Origin of the sequence: Phaeobacter sp. BS52 (assembly GCF_045040595.1) — a bacterium.
In the GTDB taxonomy this organism is placed as follows: Bacteria; Pseudomonadota; Alphaproteobacteria; order Rhodobacterales; family Rhodobacteraceae; genus Phaeobacter; species Phaeobacter piscinae.
Genome location: NZ_CP090662.1, coordinates 3,178,759 through 3,196,348 on the forward strand (window position 1 = coordinate 3,178,759; position 17,590 = coordinate 3,196,348).

Consider the following 17,590-nt stretch of genomic DNA (forward strand, 5'->3'; position numbering starts at 1 on the left):
GCGGTGCGGCCTGCCACTTAGAGCCAGGTCACATCGCCGAGAAAGATATAGCTAAGCACCGTAAATCGTTTTGATCAACCGGGGGTTCTTCGGGTCCTCCCGCAGTTTCGTGCGCAGGCGGGAAATGCGCACATCCATTGCCCTGTCGAAACTCTCTCCAGCGCCACCGCCCAGGCTCTCCTGCATTTGCGCGCGGGAGATCAGGCGTTTCGGGCTTTCGAGGAACAGCCGCAGCACCTCGCCCTCTGCATGGGAGAATGGTGTCTCTGCGCCGCTGTCATCTTCCAGGATGTAGCGGTCAAAATGCGCGGTCCAGCCGGAAAACTCGGCGCTGTTTCCCGTGGTTGCGGCGCTGCGCGGGCCGCCACGCAGGCGGGCGCGAATGCGGGCCACGACCTCTGCCGGGTCAAAGGGTTTGGTGATGTAGTCATCCGCCCCAAGCTCCAGCCCGGTGACACGATCCTGCACCTGTGCGCGGCCAGAAATGATGATCACGGCGGCCCCCTGTTCCAGTGCCAGCCGGTGGACCAGCGCCAGCCCGTCGGTATCTGGCAGTGACAGATCCACGAGACAGACATCGGGGGTCACCCGGTTGAGCGAGGCCTCGAACTCGCGGGCACGGGCAAAGCTCTGGGTGCGAAACCCGGCTTCCTCAAGCGTGTCGGTCAGAATGCGCCGGATTTCAGGTTCGTCATCCAGAATGGTAATAAGGGGTCTGCTCATGCGGCGGAGTCCGATTTGATCAGCGCTGAGAGCTGATGGGTGGTAAAAGGTTTCTGCAACACCGGGCAGCGTTTCAGGGCGGTGCGAAACAGAGGGTCGCTGGTTGGCAGGGATGTCATCAGAATGCAGGGCAGCCGGGCGCTCTGCAAGCGGTCGGCCAGATCAATGCCTGTGGCGCTGCCCTGAAGTTTGATATCTGACAGAACCAGCGAAATACCCTCAATGTCGGCGGTCAGCGCGCAGGCTTCGTCCACACTTGTGGCCTCAACCACGGCATAGCCAAGATCGATTAGCATGTCACGGAAGGTGGCGCGCAGCTCCTCGCTGTCCTCCACCAGAAGCGCCAGCCCGCCCGCAGCATCCGGCGCAAGACGATAGGGAATGCGCAGGGTCACGCTGGCGCCGGAGACAGTATTGCCGATACGCATGTCGCCGCCGGTGGATTTGGCCATGTCATAGACCATCGGCAGTCCCAGGCCGGAGCCTTCGCCGCCTTTGGTGGTGAAAAACGGATTGAGCGCCTTGTCCAATGCGGTTTTTGAAAATCCGGGTCCGGTGTCGGTCACGCTGACCTCCAACCAGGTCTGGCCAACGACATGGGCGCTGACGGTGATCTGGCCTTGGGTGCCGCAAGCATCACGCGCATTCAGGATAAGGTTTAGCAGGGCATCCTGCAGTTTTCCGGGGTCGAGCAGCAGCCGCACATCTGGGGTATGGTCCACGATGCTGAGGCCCATACCCTGGGGCAGCGAGGGCGTTGCAAGCACCATCAGTTCTTGCAACAGGGCATGCAGATCGGTGGCGCGCGGGCGCAGGCTGCGATGGCCTGTCATTTCCGCGATGCGGTTCAGCAGCCGTCCGCCGCGCCGTGCGGCTGACAACGTGGCTTGGACCAGATCGGCGGCCTCCGGGTTCAGGTCGGATATCGCCAGCTTGCCCTGCATTCCGAGGATGATGGTCAGAAGGTTAGAGAAATCATGCGCCAGCCCGCTGGTCATCTGGGCCGCCATCTCGCGGCGGCGCGCCTGTTGCAGGGCGACGCGGGTCTGGGTTTCCTCGGTCACATCCATGGACAGGATGAACACGCCGCCAGTGGCATCGGGGGTGAAGGCGACCCGGATCCGGCGGCTGTCGTGATTTTCGGTGAATTCGAAAACCGGGCTGTCGCCCTGATAGGCGGCCATCAGATGTGGGGCGATCTTGTCATAGGCGGCAGCGCCGAGTGCCTCCGCAATATGCATGCCGAGAATTTCTGAAGGACGGCTGGGAAAGACAGAGCTGAGGCGCCGGTTGGTATAGGTATAGTAACCCTCTGCATCCACATGGGCGATATGGGCGGGCATCATCTCGGTTGTGAGGCGGGTGCGGGCCTCCATCTCGGTGAGCTGGCGTTTGGCCTCCTCAAGCGCGGTGATCGTGGCGGCCAGTTTCCGGTTGGTGGCCGAGAGTTCCTCGGTATGGACGATCAGCTGATCGGACATTTCCTCAGAACGGGCGCGCAACAGCTGTTCGATCCGCTTGGTGCGGGTGATGTCGGTGTAGACCGTGACCCAGCCGCCCTGCGGCAGCGGCGCCCCTTCGATCGAAATCACCTGCCCGTTGGCGCGTTCGCGTTCCAGATAGTGGGGCACAAAGTCGAGCGCCTGATCAACCCGCTGCTGCACGAACCCCTCAATATCATCAACGGGCCCGTATTCGCCGCTGGTGGCGATATGGCGGATGGTTTCCTCAAACCGTGCGCCCGGAGTGATCAGCGCATCGGGCAGATCGAACATCTCCTGAAAGCGCTGGTTGCAAACCACCAGACGCAAATCGCTGTCGTAGATCGACATCGCCTGGGCAATCAGGTTGAGCCCGGCGGTGGTCATCGTGGCGCGGTGTTTTTCGGATCGGTTCATGCTGTCTCCCACGGCGTATGGCTAGCATCCTGATCGGCCTGCGCAAAGGGGCTAGCCTGTCACAGGGGGACCGCCCAAGAGGGCCTGCGTACGCCAGGTGAACGGCTGTTACAATTCGTAAGATTTGGGAAAACATCAGGAAAAAGTTGACGCCATAGCATGAGGCCGTCCCTAATCGGGATCAGAATCGCGGGTAGCGATCAGTCCGGCCGCATGGGTCGGAAAGGGGAGGAGAAAGAACGTGGCTCAGACGCAGTCGGGTGCCGCAGGGATGATGTCCCTGCTGGCGCTGCTTGAACGCAATGCGGCGCAGATTGGTGACCGCCAAGCCTATCGGGAAAAGGAATTCGGCATTTGGCAATGCTGGACCTGGTCCGAGACCCAGAAGGAAATCGAGGCGCTTGCGCTTGGGTTGATCAACCTCGGGGTCAACGAGGGAGATTTCATCGCCATCATCGGACGCAACCGTCCATCGCTGTACTGGGCGATGGTTGCGGCGCAATCGGTGGGCGCGGTTCCGGTGCCTCTCTATCAGGACGCGGTCGCCGAAGAGATGTCCTATGTTCTGGATCACTGTGGCGCACGGTTCGTTATCGCCGGTGATCAGGAGCAGGTGGACAAGGTGCTCGAGGTTCAGGAGCAGCTGAGCAATCTGGAGCAGATCATCTATCTGGATCCGCGCGGCATGCGCAAATATGACCACCATACGCTGCATGAATATGCCCATGTGCAGGAGCAGGGCCGGGCGGCGCGCGATGAATGGACGCCTGATCTGGAAGCCCGCAAGGCCAAGCTGACCTACGACAGCACATGCGTGATGCTTTACACTTCGGGCACCACAGGCAAGCCCAAGGGCGTTGTTCTGTCCAATCGTAATGTGATCGAGAGCGCCAAGAACTCTGCGGAGTTTGACAAGCTGACGGCAGGCGAGAATATCCTGTCATATCTGCCGATGGCCTGGGTCGGCGATTTCATCTTCTCGGTCGGGCAGGCCTATTGGTGCGGTTTCTGTGTGAACTGCCCAGAGAGCGCCGACACCATGATGACGGATCTGCGCGAAATCGGGCCAACCTATTTCTTCGCGCCGCCGCGTGTTTTCGAAGGTCAGCTGACCAGCGTCATGATCCGCATGGAAGACGCCAGCACGCTGAAGCGCAAGATGTTCCACCACTTCCTGGCGCATGCCAAGAAGGTCGGCGGTGACATTCTGGATGGTCGCCCGGTCGGGCTGATGGACCGGCTGAAGTACAAGCTGGGGGATCTTCTGGTCTATGGTCCGCTGAAGGATACGCTGGGCTATGGCCGTATTCGCGTTGGCTACACCGCCGGTGAGGCGATCGGGCCGGAGATCTTCGATTTTTACCGCAGCTTGGGCATCAACCTGAAGCAGCTTTACGGCCAGACCGAAGCGACGGTGTTTATCACCGTGCAACCCGATGGTGAGGTGCGCGCCGATACTGTGGGGGTTCCGGCCCCTGACGTGGAAATCAAGATCGCGGACAATGGTGAGATTTTCTATCGCTCTCCCGGAACCTTTGTCGAATATTACAAAAACCCGGAATCCACGGCTTCGACCAAGGATCCCGAGGGCTGGGTCGCCACAGGGGATGCCGGATTCTTTGAAGAGGGCAGCGGCCACCTTCGCATCATCGACCGTGCCAAGGATGTTGGCAAAATGGCGGACGGCGCGATGTTTGCGCCCAAATACGTCGAGAACAAGCTGAAGTTCTATCCGGACATTCTGGAAGTTGTGCTGTTCGGCAATGACCGGGACCGCTGTGTCGCCTTTATCAACATCGACCTGACGGCAGTTGGCAACTGGGCGGAGCGGAACAACATCGCCTACGCCTCCTATCAGGAGCTGGCGGGGCATCCGAAGGTGCTGCAATCGATCAGGGAACATGTCGAAACCGTCAACGAGTCGGTGGCACAGGATGTCATGCTTTCGGGGTGTCAGGTGCACCGCTTTGTTGTGCTGCACAAAGAGCTGGATGCTGACGATGGCGAGATGACCCGGACCCGCAAGGTGCGCCGTGTGGTGGTCGAGGACAAGTATTCCGACATTATCACAGCGCTTTACGATGGCTCCTCGCAGATTTCGACACGTACGGAAGTGACCTATGAGGATGGCCGCAAGGGTGAAATCAGCGCCACGCTGGACATCATTGATGCCAAGGTCGTGCCGGTTACCCCACAAGCGGTGGCTGCGGAATGAGACAGTTGATGACAAGACCCGCAGCGATGCGGTCGGCAGCGGCGCGAAGCCATAGACAACAAAACAACAATGCGAAAGGCGCGGTGTCGTGAAGGATATGGAAGACGGCTATATCACCGAGGACGGGCGCAAGATCGGCGGCGTGGTGATGGAGATGAAAAACATCACCCTGCGCTTTGGCGGCGTGGTGGCGATCAAGGACATCTCCTTTGACATTCGCGAGGGTGAGATCCGGGCCATCATCGGCCCAAACGGCGCGGGCAAATCCTCGATGCTGAACGTGATCTCGGGGTTTTATGTGCCGCAGGAAGGCGAGGTGCTGTTTCGCGGCAAACCCCGCCCGCAGATGCGCCCCTATGAGGTGGCCCGTCAGGGCATCGCACGCACGTTCCAGAATATCGCGTTGTTTGATGGCATGAGCGTGCTGGACAATGTGATGACCGGGCGCCTCAACTTCATGAAAACCAATATTTTTCAGCAGGCGATCTGGCGCGGCAAGGCGGAGGCGGAAGAGACCGAAAACCGCGAGGCGGTGGAACGGATCATCGATTTTCTCGAGATCCAGCATATCCGCAAGACACCAGTGGCACGTCTGCCTTATGGCCTGAAAAAAAGGGTTGAGCTGGCGCGCGCGCTGGCCGCGGAACCCAAGCTTTTGCTGCTGGACGAGCCGATGGCGGGCATGAACGTCGAGGAGAAAGAGGACATGTCCCGCTTCATCCTTGATGTGAACGATGAATTCGGCACCACCATTGCGCTGATTGAACATGACATGGGTGTCGTCATGGACCTGTCCGATCGTGTTGTCGTGATGGACTATGGCAAGAAGATTGGTGACGGCACCCCCGACGAAGTGCGCAACAATCAGGATGTGATTGATGCCTATCTGGGGGTTAGCCATGACTGATCAGCAGCTCGGCGGGAAAAATTATGAAATTTTTTGGCAAGCGTCTCTGAAGACACTTGCGGGAGGAGAGCGGGATGCCTGAACAACTCGTCTTTGCGATGGAAGTCACGCTGAACGGCCTGATGGCGGGCGTACTTTATGCGCTGGTCGCGCTGGGTTTTGTCCTGATTTACAAGGCTTCGGGCATCTTCAACTATGCACAGGGTGTGATGGCACTGTTTGCGGCCATGACTCTGGTGGGAATTATGAACGGTCAGGTGCCGTTCTCCCATGTGATCAATGCGATCTTCGGTGGGCATATCACCCATTTCGGTTGGACCGTCCCGTCCTTTGTCGCAATTCTCATGACAGTGGGCGTGATGGTGCTGCTGGCCTGGATGGTACAGCATTTCGTGATGCGTCATCTGGTCGGGCAGGAGCCGATCATCCTGTTCATGGCCACCATTGGACTTGCCTATTTCCTTGAAGGGGTGGCGGATCTGATGTGGGGGTCCGAGATCAAAGCGCTGGATGTCGGCCTGCCGCAGGGGATCAACCTGTGGATTGACGAGACCACTTATCAGATCTTCGACTATGGGTTCTTCATCGACAACCTCGATATCGTGGCGACGGTTATTGCCGCGCTGCTGGTGATGGGGCTGGTCGCCTTTGCGCAGTATACCAAACAGGGCCGCGCGATGCGGGCTGTTGCGGATGATCACCAGGCGGCCTTGTCGGTTGGGATCTCGCTGAACTTCATCTGGGTGCTGGTCTGGTCTGTTGCGGGGTTTGTTGCGCTGGTTGCCGAGCATCATGTGGGGCACCAAATCCGGCGTGCAGTTCTCCCTGTCGCTGATCGCACTGAAAGCTCTGCCGGTGCTGATGCTTGGCGGCTTCACCTCGATCCCCGGCGCGATTGTCGGCGGGCTGATCATCGGTGTTGGTGAAAAACTGTTCGAATTCATGATCGGTCCCATGGTTGGGGGCGCGACGGAGAACTGGTTTGCCTATGTGCTGGCCCTGTTGTTCCTGGTGTTCCGCCCGCAAGGTCTGTTCGGGGAGAAGATCATTGAAAGGGTCTGAGGCCGTTATCATGTCTGCATGGCGCCACCGGAATATGGCCGCGCCATGCCGTTTTACTCAGCCTTCCAGGCGACGGAAGGCGGCGACGACGATGGCGGCAAAGACGGTGACCACCAGTGTGAAGGCGATGGTGATGTCCCCGACCAATTGGCCGACGAGCACCGTCATGACAGCAGCGGCGCATAGAGCCAGAAGCAACATGCCCCAGGCCGTAGAGGCCGCGGTCCCCGATTGTCGCGCTGCGGCGCGCGGGGGGACTGGCGATTGGCCTGCGGCAACACTGTCGCGTCTTCGACTGTGCTGAGCAGCCGGTACTTCGCCTTTTTAAAGTCTTCGGGAGATATGTCTCCCCTGTCCCGGGCAGCCTCTAGCTGCCGGATTTCCTGCAAAATTGCACTCATCGTTCCCACTCACTTTTCCCACGCAGAAGATGGCACAGAGAATTGGGCGAAATGTGGCGAAAGCCGGAAATCCGAAGAAATGGTTAACATCGGAGGGGTCAGATGACCAAGCTGATTGCCATCGTCAATGTGATCGCATGGGCCGGGTTCTGGGCCTTTGGCTACCTGGCGCTGACTGCCGAAGGATTTTCGGAGGCGCAGATGGTCACGGCATCGCTGTTGGCGGCGGCGGGGCTGATCACCGGTATCCTTACCTATTTGCGACTGGCCCGTGTGGCCGAGCTAAGTGGCTACGCAAGCAAGACAAATCAACTCGACGCGGGTCAGAGAAACCGCGCGCAGCAAGAAGGGAGCATCTGAGTCATGTTCTATCGTGAAGCCGGAGATTTCAAAACCTCCTACCAAGATGACAGTCAGACCTTCCCGATCAAGTTTGACCGGATCCGCTACTACGTGGTGCTGGCACTGGCGTTCCTGGTGGTGCCTTTTGTGGTAAATGACTACTGGGCCAATGCGATCCTGCTGCCGTTCCTGATCTACTCAATCGCCGCGATTGGCCTGAATATCCTGGTCGGGTACTGCGGTCAGGTGTCCCTCGGGACTGGTGGTTTCATGGCTGTGGGCGCCTATGCCTGCTACAAGCTGATGACGGCGTTCCCGGAAATGAGCATGTTCATTCATGTGTTGCTTGCCGGTGGTATCACAGCGCTGGTGTGCATCGGGTTTGGTCTGCCATCGCTGAGGATCAAGGGGTTCTACCTTGCCGTGGCGACGCTGGCGGCGCAGTTTTTTCTGGTCTGGCTCTTCAACCGGGTGCCGTGGTTCTACAACTACTCCGCCTCGGGTCAGATCAGTGCGCCTGAACGGGATGTGTTCGGCATCATCATCACTGGCCCCAATGCACCGGCCTGGGCCACCTATATGTTCAGCCTGATTTTTCTGGCCTTCTGCGCATTGGTTGCCCGCAACCTGACCCGCGGGACCGTAGGCCGCAGCTGGATGGCGATCCGTGACATGGACATTGCGGCGGAGATCATCGGGGTGAACCCGCTAAAGGCCAAGCTCTCGGCCTTTGGGGTGTCGGGCTTCTTCATCGGGGTTTCCGGCGCGCTGTTCTTTTCCGTCTATCTTGGCGCCGTTGAAGTTGGTGAAGCCTTTGGCATCAACAAATCATTCCTGGTGCTTTTCATGGTGATCATCGGCGGTCTCGGCTCGATCTTTGGTTCCTTTGCCGGGGCGGCGTTCCTGGTGCTGCTGCCGGTCGTTCTGAAGGTCGTGGGCGTGGATGTGCTGGGCTGGCCCACGGATATCGTGGCCCATATCCAGCTGGTAATTGTTGGTGCGCTGATCGTGATCTTCCTGATCGCGGAGCCGCATGGCATCGCCCAGTTGTGGCGCGTGGCCAAGGAAAAACTGAGACTCTGGCCTTTCCCGCACTAAGCGGGACCGGCCAAGCAAGACCGCGGGGCAATAACAAGATCAACCCCCGCTGTGACCCACATCGGACAATTCAAGGGAGGATGAGACCCGATGAAAATGAAACTGACAACTCTGGCGCTGGGCGCCGTGATGGCCGCTGGCCCTGCCATGGCGGACCTGGTGTTTCCGTCGCTGAGTTATCGTACCGGCCCCTATGCGGCTGGCGGTATCCCCTTTGCGGATGGCTATGCGGATTACTTTACGCTGGTCAATGAGCGCGACGGCGGCATCAATGGCGTGAAGGCAAAGGTCATCGAATGCGAGACTGGCTACAACACTGAGAAAGGTGTTGAATGCTATGAATCGACCAAGGGCGAAGGCGCGCTGGTCTATCAGCCGCTGTCCACCGGCATCACCTATCAGCTGATCCCAAAAGTAACCGCAGATGGCATTCCGCTGCACACCATGGGCTATGGCCGGACATCGGCGGCAAATGGCGAAGTGTTCAGCAATGTCTTCAACTATCCTGCCAACTACTGGGATGGTGCCTCGGGGATCATCAACTATCTGCTGGAAGAAAACGGCGGTGATCTGAACGGTAAGAAAATCTCGCTGCTGTTCCACAACTCCGCCTATGGCAAGGAGCCGATCCGGACGCTGGAGGAGCTGTCGAAGAAACACGGCTTCACCCTGTCGACACTGCCCGTCGACCACCCCGGTCAGGAGCAGAAATCCCAGTGGTTGCAGATCCGTCGCGACCGTCCGGATTTCGTGATCATGTGGGGCTGGGGCGTGATGAACCAGGTCGCCATTCAGGAAGCCGCCAATATTCGCTATCCGATGGAGAATTTCATCGGCGTCTGGTGGTCCGGTGCTGAACATGACGTGATGGCGGCAGGCGAAAAGGCCAATGGCTACAAGGCTGTGACCTTCCACGGTGTGGGTCGTGACTTCCCTGTGTTCGGGGATATCCAGACGCATGTTGTGGACAAGGGGCTTGCGGCTGGTGCCGGCGATCAGATCGGCAACGTGCTCTATAACCGTGGCATGTATGCGGCGATGCTGGCTGTTGAAGCGGCCAAGACCGCACAGGAGATCCATGGCACCAACGACATCACCCCGGCGATGATGCGCGATGGCATGGAAGCCTTGGAGATGCCCGAGGCGCGCATGTCTGCGCTGGGGATGCCGTATTTCGGTCCCTCCTTCAACGTTTCCTGTGAAAACCACGGTGGCCCCGGCCTGGTTGGGATGACCCAGTGGGATGCCTCGGCCAAAACCTGGAACCTGATCAGCGATTTCGCACCCAGCGACCGCGACGTGATCCAGCCGCTGATCGAGGAAGATTCCATGGCCTATGCCAAGGAAAACAACATCGAGGCGGGCTGCAAGTAACGCAGTCTGGTCTGTCCCCGGCTTTCGGTCGGGGGCGGATCTGCCGAACCGCGTCGCAGCTGGCGCGCATATCATCCGGTGCGGCGCGTGAGGGCCGCACCCACTGACAGACCCGGAACAGGGCGATCGGGTCAGGACCGCGTGAGGACAACAAAAGATGCTGGATACAGCCAAAACCACCGATGTTCAGGCAGAGACCCTGCTTGAGGTCAACAACATCGAAGTGATCTACAACCACGTGATCCTCGTTTTGAAGGGCGTCAGCCTGAAGGTCCCGAAGGGCGGGATCACCGCGCTGCTGGGCGGCAATGGCGCGGGCAAGACGACAACACTCAAGGCGGTTTCAAACCTGCTGCACTCGGAGCGGGGCGAGGTCACCAAAGGGTCGATCAGCTATCGCGGGGAGCGCATTCAGGATCGGGATCCTGCCGAACTGGTCAAAAAAGGTGTTATTCAGGTGATGGAAGGCCGTCACTGTTTCGAACATCTGACCGTCGAGGAAAACCTGCTGACGGGCGCCTATACGCGCAGCGATGGTAATGCGAACATCCAGCGCGATCTGGAGATGGTCTATAGCTACTTTCCACGTCTGAAGGAGCGCCGCCGCAGCCAGGCGGGCTACACCTCGGGTGGTGAGCAGCAGATGGTTGCCATGGGCCGCGCTTTGATGAGCCGCCCGGAGACGATCCTGCTGGACGAGCCATCAATGGGGCTGGCGCCGCAGTTGGTGGAACAGATCTTTGAGATCGTGAAGTCGATCAATGAAAATGAAGGGGTGACTTTCCTTCTGGCCGAACAGAACACCAATGTGGCGCTGCGCTACTCGCATTATGGCTACATTCTGGAATCCGGTCGTGTGGTGATGGATGGCCCCGCCGCTGAACTGCGTGAGAACCCGGATGTGAAGGAATTCTACCTCGGCATGTCCGACGACGGACGCAAGAGTTTCCGGGATGTGCGATCCTATCGCCGCCGGAAGCGGTGGTTGAGCTGAGGCGGGGTGCTGACATGACAAATTTTGACAGCCTTGAGACCCGCAGTGCAGAGGCCCGTGCCTCCGATTTGGCGGAACAATTGCCACAGCAGATTGCCCGTGCCATGGCCGCGCCCGGTTATGGCGACAGCCTGCGGAATGTTGACGCCGCATCCATTACTTCCGTAGCGGATCTGGCGGCTCTGCCGGTTCTGCGCAAATCCGACTTGGGCAAGGCACAGGCCGCGCATCCACCGTTTGGTGGGTTCACAGTGAAACCTGCCAGTGGTTTTGCCCATATCTTCCAGTCGCCAGGCCCGATCTACGAACCGGGCGGGGTGGATCATGACTGGTGGCGGATGGGGCGGTTCCTGCATGCGGCGGGTATTGGTCCCGGTGATGTGGTGCAGAACTGCTTTGGCTATCACCTGACGCCGAGCAGGCATGATTTTTGAGAACGGCGCGCGTGCCGTTGGCGCCGCTGTGCTGCCCGCGGGGACTGGCCAGACCGAGCTTCAGGTGACTGCGGCGCGTGACGTCGGGGCCACGGCCTATGCCGGGACGCCAGACTATCTGAAGGTGATCCTGGACAAGGCCGACGCCATGGGTGTGCAGCTGGGCTTTACCAAGGCGGCGGTCGGAGGCGGGGCCTTGTTCCCGTCCCTGCGTCAGGAATATGCAGATCGTGGAATCACCTGTTTGCAGTCCTATGCGACGGCGGATCTGGGCAATATCGCCTATGAGAGCGCGGCAATGGAGGGCATGATCGTCGATGAACAGGTCATCGTCGAGATTGTCACCCCCGGCACTGGTACGCCAGTTGCGGTGGGTGAGGTGGGCGAGGTCGTGGTGACCACGCTGAACCCGGACTATCCGCTCATCCGGTTTGCTACCGGGGATCTCAGCGCTGTGTTGCCGGGAGAATCCCCCTGTGGCCGCACCAACATGCGGATCAAAGGCTGGATGGGCCGCGCCGATCAGACCACCAAGATCAAGGGCATGTTTGTGCGCCCCGAACAGGTTGCGGCACTGGTCGACAAACACGATGAAATCGTGAAGGCGCGGGTCATTGCCAGCCGGGATGGTGAAATGGATGCGATGACCGTCCAGATCGAAGCACAGAACGGTGATGAGATCGCCTTTTCCCGCTCGGTTGTGGAAGTGCTGAAGCTGAAGGGGCGCGTGGAAGTGGTCGCCCCCGGAGCCCTGCCAAAAGACGGTTTGGTCATTGAGGACCAGCGCAGCTACGACTGATCCCCTGTCCTGTGGGGACCACCCGATACGGGCATATCTGGCGCAACCGGGTTCCTCCCTCCGGTTGCGCCAGTTTTGGGTTCGCCAAACACAGTGACCTATGCGGGCGCGGCGAATGGCTGCGCTTTGCCATTGTTGCTGGCATTTCCGACGAAAATGATCGAAATAGAGGGCTGCACTGAGGTAGTCCTGCATTCATGCCAAAGATCACACCTATTTCACCCGTAACAGCAGAGGCTGAGCGTGCCGCCGCCGCAGGCGCTGTGCCAACCGTTGCAGGCCCAAGCGGCCGTCGGGCGCGGCGAAAGAAACCCGGTGGTGCGCTGTTCGCCACTGTCGGTTGGGTGGTGGCCCTGGCGTGTTTGTTGCCAATGCTGGCGGTGAGTCTTGCGGCTCTGACAGGCGGGACAGAGACGATCCGGCACCTGATGGACACGGTGTTGCCGGGGTATGCCGGAACCACATTGGTTCTGGTCCTGCTGGTGGCGCTGGGAACCGGAATGGTTGGTGTCGGTGCCGCCTGGCTGGTGACGATGACCCGCTTCCCAGGTGTGCGAATAATGGAGGTCGTGCTGATCCTGCCGCTGGCCTTCCCGGCCTATGTGTTGGCCTATGCCTATACCTTCGTTCTGGATCACCCCGGCGTTGTGCAGACCACATTGCGACAGGTGACCGGCTGGGGGCCGCGCGACTATTGGTTCCCTGAGATCCGTTCTGTCGGAGGGGCGGCGGTGATGCTGGTGCTGGTGCTCTACCCCTATGTTTACCTGCTGGCGAGGGCTGCGTTTTTGCAGCAAAGCGCGGGGGCCTTTCTGGCGGCGCGTGCGCTTGGCAATACCTCTCTGCAGGCATTCTGGCGGGTCAGCCTGCCCATGGCGCGCCCCGCGATCGCGTCCGGTGTTCTGCTGGCCGTCATGGAGACCATCGCTGATTTTGGTACCGTGAGTTATTTCGGCGTGCAGACCTTTGCCACCGGGATTTATACCAGTTGGTTTTCTCTGGCTGACCGGGCTGGTGCGGCGCAGCTGGCGCTGTGCCTGCTGGGCTTTGCCTTGACGCTTGCGGTTGCGGAGCGGGCCACACGCGGACGGGCGCGCTATCACCACGCAGGCAAGCAGCAGGCCAAGATGCCGCCGGTGGATCTGCACGGTTTCAAGGCGGTTCTGGCGTTTGGCCTCTGTGTCCTGCCGGTGCTGTTGGGGTTCCTGTTGCCGGTTGTGATTCTGGCGCAGATGGGGATGGAATCGGAGCAGACCCTGCTGAGCAAACGCTATCTGGGGTTTCTGCAGAACTCGATTACGTTGGCGATGACGGCGGCCCTCCTGACGGTGGTCGCAGCAGTTTGCCTTGGGTTTTACCAGCGCCTGCGGCCGGGTCGGCCCTCAGCGTTGGCGGGGCATGTCTCGCGGTTGGGTTATGCGGTGCCAGGCGGAGTGATCGCGGTTGGGCTCATGGTGCCGTTTGCAGCCTTTGACAACGCATTGGATGCCTGGATGCGGGCGAACTTCGAGATCCGGACCGGCCTGCTGATCACCGGGTCCATCTGGCTGCTGGTGGCCGCCTATATGGTGCGCTTTCTGGCGGCGGCGTTGGGGGCTTATGAGGGGGGCAATCCACGGTGCACGCCAATATGGATGCCGCCGCGCGTTCGCTGGGGCAAAGCCCGCTGGGCATGCTGCGCCGGGTGCATTTGCCGATCCTGACGCCCAGCCTGATGACCGCTTTGCTGATTGTCTTTGTCGATGTGATGAAGGAACTGCCTGCGACGCTGATCATGCGTCCTTTCAATTACGATACGCTGGCAGTTCAGGCCTATCGTCTGGCATCGGACGAGCGGCTTGAAGGCGCGGCGGTACCCTCGCTGGTGATCATGCTGGTTGGCCTGTTGCCGGTGATCCTGATCTGTCGGCAGGTGGGGCGGCGCAGCTAAGCGCGGCCTCCTTTGGTGGCTCAGCTGTGCCACCAATCCTCAATATCTTCGCGGGAGATCCGGGCCGCGGGGCCAAGGGCTACAAGCACGGTTTCTTCCGCCTCGCAGCGTTTGGCAGAGACCTGTCGGCCAACCACATGCAGCTCATACCCGCCGCCGTTAGTCAGCACAAAGCCCTTCATCCGGTAAAGGCCATCGGGCCGGTTCGCCAGTTTGTCACCCAAGCGGCAGCGGTCCATGGGGTCGGTGCTGCGATGATGCCAGGTGGCATAGGCATGATGGGCGGATTTCGCACCGGTCCTGCCCACAGGCAAAGGCAACACGTCAAACAGGAGGTCGGCAACAGGCGCGTCTGCCAAAAGTGTTGGCGTGCGGGCGCCAAGCGCGCTCAGCTGCTCCATAACCGCGCTCGACGGGGTGTCACATTTGCTGATCAGCACCAGATCTGCGGCCCGAATCTGTTGGCTTGCCTGATCACGCAAGAGATCATCGCCAAGGAGATCCGAGAGGTTTTCACCGTCGGCAACGGTGATGATCCCGCCGTAGGACAATTGAGCTTCGTTTACCACGGTATTGGCGATGGCCACCGGATCGGAGAGGCCGCTGGCCTCGATCACGATGTGATCCGGGTGGCTCTCTTCTGCCAGAACGCGGTGCAACGCGGCGGTCAGATCTTCCCCTAATGTGCAGCAGACGCAGCCATTGCTGAGCGCGATGGTCTGTGAATTGGCATCTTGAAGAAGGCTTTCATCAATGTTGATGCGGCCGAAATCATTGACCAATACCGTTAGGCGCAGCCCGTGATCCTCGCTCAGGAGACGGTTGATCAGGGTGGTTTTGCCTGCGCCGAGATAGCCGCTGATGATGGTGACGGGGATCCGGTTCATCGGGTGCGCCCCAATGGAATGATATGGTCACGCATGGCTCGTCCCCCGCTCTGCATCACTGAATTCGGGCTGCAGCTATAGGTGGTCTTTGCTGGCCCGTCCACCCTCAGCGCGACGTCAGGTCAAGCCAGCATTGGCAGCAATTTGCGCGTTTGAGTAATGGCGTATCCGCTTTGTTGGGGGGGCACCTCAGACAATGCGATTGGCGATAGGCAGCGGGGGCACCCTAAAATCACGGGGACCGAGAGGGGCTTTGTCCGCCGGGCAGCAAAATCATGAAAAAGGGATGGAAGCCGTGTTGAACCGCAATGAATTGATTATTCGCATTGTCCTATTGGGGCTGGGGGCGACGGCCTTCATGGATCTATGGGCGATTGCCGCCGATGCGTTGTTTGGTGTTCCGCAGAGCAATTTTGCGGTGGTCGGGCGCTGGCTTGGCCATATGCCTGAGGGGGTGTTCACCCACGACAGTATCCGCAAGGCGGCGCCGGTGGCGAATGAGGCCGCACTGGGCTGGACTGCACACTACAGTGTTGGCGTGATCTTCGCGGCGGTCTTCGTGGCGGTTGGTGGGCAGCGTCAACTGCTGCAGCCGGGGCCGGTTGCACCGATCCTCTTTGGCCTGGTGACGGTGGTGGCCCCGTTCTTCATCCTGCAGCCGGCACTGGGCGCGGGTATCATGGCGGCAAACAAACCCAACCCGGATGCCGCGCGGCTGAAGAGCCTGATGTCGCATTTCTCGTTCGGGCTGGGGCTGTATGTGGTGGCGTATGGCCTGTCCCGTCTGGCGCCCAAGGGTCAGCCCGGATCTGAGGATCAGGTTTCACCGGCAGAGTAGGTCGGTTGCGGTGCGCCCTCCAGAACAACAAAGGCGCAGGAGGATTTCCTGCGCCTTTATCTTTATATCAATGACGCATATGCGCCGGTCGTCCCACTGGGGGGATTATTCCCAGCCCACCTGATTGAAGATCTTCTGAGCGGTGGGGATGTTCTTGGCCACGTCAGACAGCTGAACATCATCCGGCTTGAAGTGACCGAGTGCCGCGATGCTGGGGGCCAAAGCGACGCCGGGGACCGCAGGGTACTCGTCATTGCCAGCGGAGAAATACTGCTGTGCCTGATCGGAGGCGAGATATTCCAGGAACTTCACCGCGTTGTCTTTGTTGGGGGCGTTCACTGCAACGCCACCGCCGGACAGGTTCATATGCGCGCCTTCTGCGTCCTGCGCGGGGAAGACCCAACCGATCATGTCGCGATCTGCTGAGAGACCTTTCACGTCTTTGCGGATGGAGCGGGCGAAGTAGTAGCTGTTGCCCACTGCAATTTCGCATTCGCCAGAGACGATGCCGCGCAGCTGGTCGGTGTCACCACCCTGCGGTGCGCGGGCCATGTTGGCAACGACGCCTTTTGCCCAGTCGGTTGCGGCCTCTTCACCGTGATGGGTGACGATCGAGGCCAGCAGGGTCTGGTTGTAGGTGTTGGTCGACGACCGGATGCAGACCTGACCTTTGTAGGCGGGATCGGCGAGGTCGAGATAGGTTTTTGGCGGGTTGGCGACGTCTGCCTTGTCAAAGAAGATGATGCGCGCGCGCTGCGAGAAACCAAACCACTGGTTGTCTGCATCCTGTAGATAACCGGGAACGCGGGCTTCCAGCGTGTCGCTGTCGATGGCTTGCAGCAGACCTTCGTTCTTGGCGCGGGCAAGACGAGAGGTGTCGACCGTCAGCAGAATGTCGGCGGGGGAGTTCGCACCCTCGGCGCTCATGCGGGCGATCAGCTCGTCGGCTTTGCCTTCGATGCGGTTGATGGTGATGCCGGTGGCCTCTTCAAAATCGGAGTAGAGACGCTCGTCGGTATCATAGTGGCGCGAGGAGTAGAGGTTCAGCTCACCCTCGGCAGCGGCAGATGTTGCGACGGCGGCGACCAAGGCGCCTGCAAGAATGGTGGTCGATTTCAGCATGGTACATCCCATCTATTCAAAACACTCGGGGGTCTTGGCCAGTGGCGTCGAACCCGACTGATTTGCTCAGATAAAGAGTTTCAGCAAAAATGCAAAGAAAAACCGACAAAAAGAATCGGAAAAAGACGCAGGCCTCTGCGACCGGGTTATTTGTGGCGATATGAGGGGGGCAAAATAAAAAAACCGCATCCGAAGATGCGGTTTTCAAATCAGCTAAGCTGCGTCTGGCAATCAGCCCTGGCGTGCTTTAAAGCGGCGCTGGGTCTTGTTGATCACATAGACACGGCCCTTGCGACGCACAACGCGGCAATCACGGTGCCGGTTCTTGAGCGAGCGGAGCGAGTTCTTGACCTTCATGGCCTATCTCCTGTTCTGCGGCGCGAACCAGCGCCTGGGTTGCGGGGCTCCGATCGTTGGACCAGAGCAATGAATTCATGGTGGGCGATACAAGGTTCGAACTTGTGACCCCTTCGATGTCAACGAAGTGCTCTACCACTGAGCTAATCGCCCATGAATACCCACGCTTTCGGCTAAGCCCCAAATTGAAAGGGGCGCGGATGACCGCG

The 17,590-nt window shown here is 59.6% G+C and carries 13 protein-coding genes, 1 tRNA gene and 3 pseudogenes; 10 read left to right on the top strand and 7 right to left on the bottom strand.

Going from position 1 to position 17,590, the window contains the following annotated elements; translation table 11 throughout:
- Positions 1–51 precede the first annotated feature (51 nt).
- Together L0Z65_RS15320 and L0Z65_RS15325 are read right to left on the bottom strand one after the other, a co-directional pair.
- Positions 52–723, bottom strand: coding sequence for a response regulator transcription factor (locus tag L0Z65_RS15320; protein ID WP_405108981.1), 672 nt, complete (start codon positions 721–723; stop codon positions 52–54).
- Positions 720–2,621 carry a PAS-domain containing protein gene (locus L0Z65_RS15325; protein WP_405108983.1) on the bottom strand — a complete coding sequence of 634 codons (1,902 nt, stop codon included), beginning with the start codon at positions 2,619–2,621 and terminating at the stop codon, positions 720–722. Before L0Z65_RS15325 ends, L0Z65_RS15320 begins: the two co-directional genes overlap by 4 nt.
- Positions 2,622–2,892: 271 nt before the next feature.
- On the opposite strand from L0Z65_RS15325, the gene L0Z65_RS15330 reads away from it, so the two are divergent.
- The 3 genes and pseudogenes from L0Z65_RS15330 (at position 2,893) to L0Z65_RS15340 (ending at position 6,805) form a co-directional block, all read left to right on the top strand.
- Positions 2,893–4,836, top strand: a complete 1,944-nt coding sequence (locus L0Z65_RS15330; protein WP_405112579.1) for an AMP-binding protein — start codon at positions 2,893–2,895, stop codon at positions 4,834–4,836.
- Between the two features lie 97 nt (positions 4,837–4,933).
- Positions 4,934–5,743 (top strand): ABC transporter ATP-binding protein, encoded by an 810-nt coding sequence (locus L0Z65_RS15335; RefSeq protein WP_096790007.1) that lies wholly within the window; start codon positions 4,934–4,936, stop codon positions 5,741–5,743.
- Positions 5,744–5,817: 74 nt separating this feature from the next.
- Positions 5,818–6,805 (top strand): annotated as a pseudogene (locus tag L0Z65_RS15340) (branched-chain amino acid ABC transporter permease).
- A gap of 57 nt (positions 6,806–6,862) precedes the next feature.
- On the opposite strand, the gene L0Z65_RS15345 reads toward L0Z65_RS15340, so the two are convergent.
- Entirely contained in the window at positions 6,863–7,006 is a 144-nt protein-coding gene (locus L0Z65_RS15345; protein WP_405108986.1) for a hypothetical protein, read from the bottom strand.
- A 302-nt stretch (positions 7,007–7,308) separates the two neighbouring features.
- Here L0Z65_RS15345 and L0Z65_RS15350 point away from each other — a divergent pair, with 302 nt between their 5' ends.
- The 6 genes and pseudogenes from L0Z65_RS15350 (at position 7,309) to L0Z65_RS15375 (ending at position 14,177) form a co-directional block, all read left to right on the top strand.
- On the top strand, positions 7,309–7,566 hold the full coding sequence (locus L0Z65_RS15350) for a hypothetical protein (protein WP_405108989.1): 258 nt from the start codon (positions 7,309–7,311) through the stop codon (positions 7,564–7,566).
- Positions 7,567–7,569: 3 nt separating this feature from the next.
- Entirely contained in the window at positions 7,570–8,646 is a 1,077-nt protein-coding gene (locus L0Z65_RS15355) for a branched-chain amino acid ABC transporter permease (RefSeq protein ID WP_014876151.1), read from the top strand.
- Between the two features lie 90 nt (positions 8,647–8,736).
- Complete coding sequence (locus tag L0Z65_RS15360; RefSeq protein WP_040170225.1) at positions 8,737–10,020, top strand: ABC transporter substrate-binding protein; 1,284 nt, start codon at positions 8,737–8,739, stop codon at positions 10,018–10,020.
- A 157-nt stretch (positions 10,021–10,177) separates the two neighbouring features.
- Positions 10,178–11,014, top strand: coding sequence for an ABC transporter ATP-binding protein (locus tag L0Z65_RS15365; RefSeq protein ID WP_014876149.1), 837 nt, complete (start codon positions 10,178–10,180; stop codon positions 11,012–11,014).
- 14 nt (positions 11,015–11,028) lie between these two features.
- Positions 11,029–12,247, top strand: a pseudogene (locus L0Z65_RS15370) (phenylacetate--CoA ligase family protein).
- Between the two features lie 197 nt (positions 12,248–12,444).
- A pseudogene (locus L0Z65_RS15375) lies at positions 12,445–14,177 on the top strand (ABC transporter permease).
- 20 nt (positions 14,178–14,197) lie between these two features.
- Here the strand turns inward: L0Z65_RS15375 and L0Z65_RS15380 are convergent.
- Complete coding sequence (locus L0Z65_RS15380; RefSeq protein WP_405108993.1) at positions 14,198–15,064, bottom strand: CobW family GTP-binding protein; 867 nt, start codon at positions 15,062–15,064, stop codon at positions 14,198–14,200.
- Positions 15,065–15,350: 286 nt separating this feature from the next.
- On the opposite strand from L0Z65_RS15380, the gene L0Z65_RS15385 reads away from it, so the two are divergent.
- Positions 15,351–15,902 (top strand): DUF2938 domain-containing protein, encoded by a 552-nt coding sequence (locus L0Z65_RS15385; protein ID WP_405108996.1) that lies wholly within the window; start codon positions 15,351–15,353, stop codon positions 15,900–15,902.
- 105 nt (positions 15,903–16,007) lie between these two features.
- Here the strand turns inward: L0Z65_RS15385 and L0Z65_RS15390 are convergent, their stop codons facing one another.
- The 3 genes from L0Z65_RS15390 to L0Z65_RS15400 all read right to left on the bottom strand — a co-directional run bounded on the left by L0Z65_RS15390 (position 16,008) and on the right by L0Z65_RS15400 (position 17,534).
- Positions 16,008–17,024 (bottom strand): Fe(3+) ABC transporter substrate-binding protein, encoded by a 1,017-nt coding sequence (locus L0Z65_RS15390; protein WP_040170233.1) that lies wholly within the window; start codon positions 17,022–17,024, stop codon positions 16,008–16,010.
- 231 nt (positions 17,025–17,255) lie between these two features.
- A complete protein-coding gene (ykgO, locus tag L0Z65_RS15395; RefSeq protein WP_008562923.1) occupies positions 17,256–17,381 on the bottom strand; it encodes a type B 50S ribosomal protein L36 in 126 nt (41 codons plus the stop codon).
- 78 nt (positions 17,382–17,459) lie between these two features.
- Positions 17,460–17,534, bottom strand: a tRNA-Val gene (locus L0Z65_RS15400).
- Positions 17,535–17,590: the final 56 nt, after the last annotated feature.

Excerpts from the sequence above, each read along its gene's own strand:
- L0Z65_RS15345 (WP_405108986.1), bottom strand. The coding sequence starts at position 7,006 with ATGTTGCTTCTGGCTCTATGCGCCGCTGCTGTCATGACGGTGCTCGTC.
- L0Z65_RS15360 (WP_040170225.1), top strand. The coding sequence starts at position 8,737 with ATGAAAATGAAACTGACAACTCTGGCGCTGGGCGCCGTGATGGCCGCT.
- ykgO (WP_008562923.1), bottom strand. The coding sequence starts at position 17,381 with ATGAAGGTCAAGAACTCGCTCCGCTCGCTCAAGAACCGGCACCGTGAT.
- L0Z65_RS15330 (WP_405112579.1), top strand. The coding sequence starts at position 2,893 with ATGATGTCCCTGCTGGCGCTGCTTGAACGCAATGCGGCGCAGATTGGT.
- L0Z65_RS15325 (WP_405108983.1), bottom strand. The coding sequence starts at position 2,621 with ATGAACCGATCCGAAAAACACCGCGCCACGATGACCACCGCCGGGCTC.
- L0Z65_RS15380 (WP_405108993.1), bottom strand. The coding sequence starts at position 15,064 with ATGAACCGGATCCCCGTCACCATCATCAGCGGCTATCTCGGCGCAGGC.
- L0Z65_RS15355 (WP_014876151.1), top strand. The coding sequence starts at position 7,570 with ATGTTCTATCGTGAAGCCGGAGATTTCAAAACCTCCTACCAAGATGAC.
- L0Z65_RS15365 (WP_014876149.1), top strand. The coding sequence starts at position 10,178 with ATGCTGGATACAGCCAAAACCACCGATGTTCAGGCAGAGACCCTGCTT.
- L0Z65_RS15385 (WP_405108996.1), top strand. The coding sequence starts at position 15,351 with ATGGAAGCCGTGTTGAACCGCAATGAATTGATTATTCGCATTGTCCTA.
- L0Z65_RS15390 (WP_040170233.1), bottom strand. The coding sequence starts at position 17,024 with ATGCTGAAATCGACCACCATTCTTGCAGGCGCCTTGGTCGCCGCCGTC.
- L0Z65_RS15320 (WP_405108981.1), bottom strand. The coding sequence starts at position 723 with ATGAGCAGACCCCTTATTACCATTCTGGATGACGAACCTGAAATCCGG.
- L0Z65_RS15335 (WP_096790007.1), top strand. The coding sequence starts at position 4,934 with ATGGAAGACGGCTATATCACCGAGGACGGGCGCAAGATCGGCGGCGTG.
- L0Z65_RS15350 (WP_405108989.1), top strand. The coding sequence starts at position 7,309 with ATGACCAAGCTGATTGCCATCGTCAATGTGATCGCATGGGCCGGGTTC.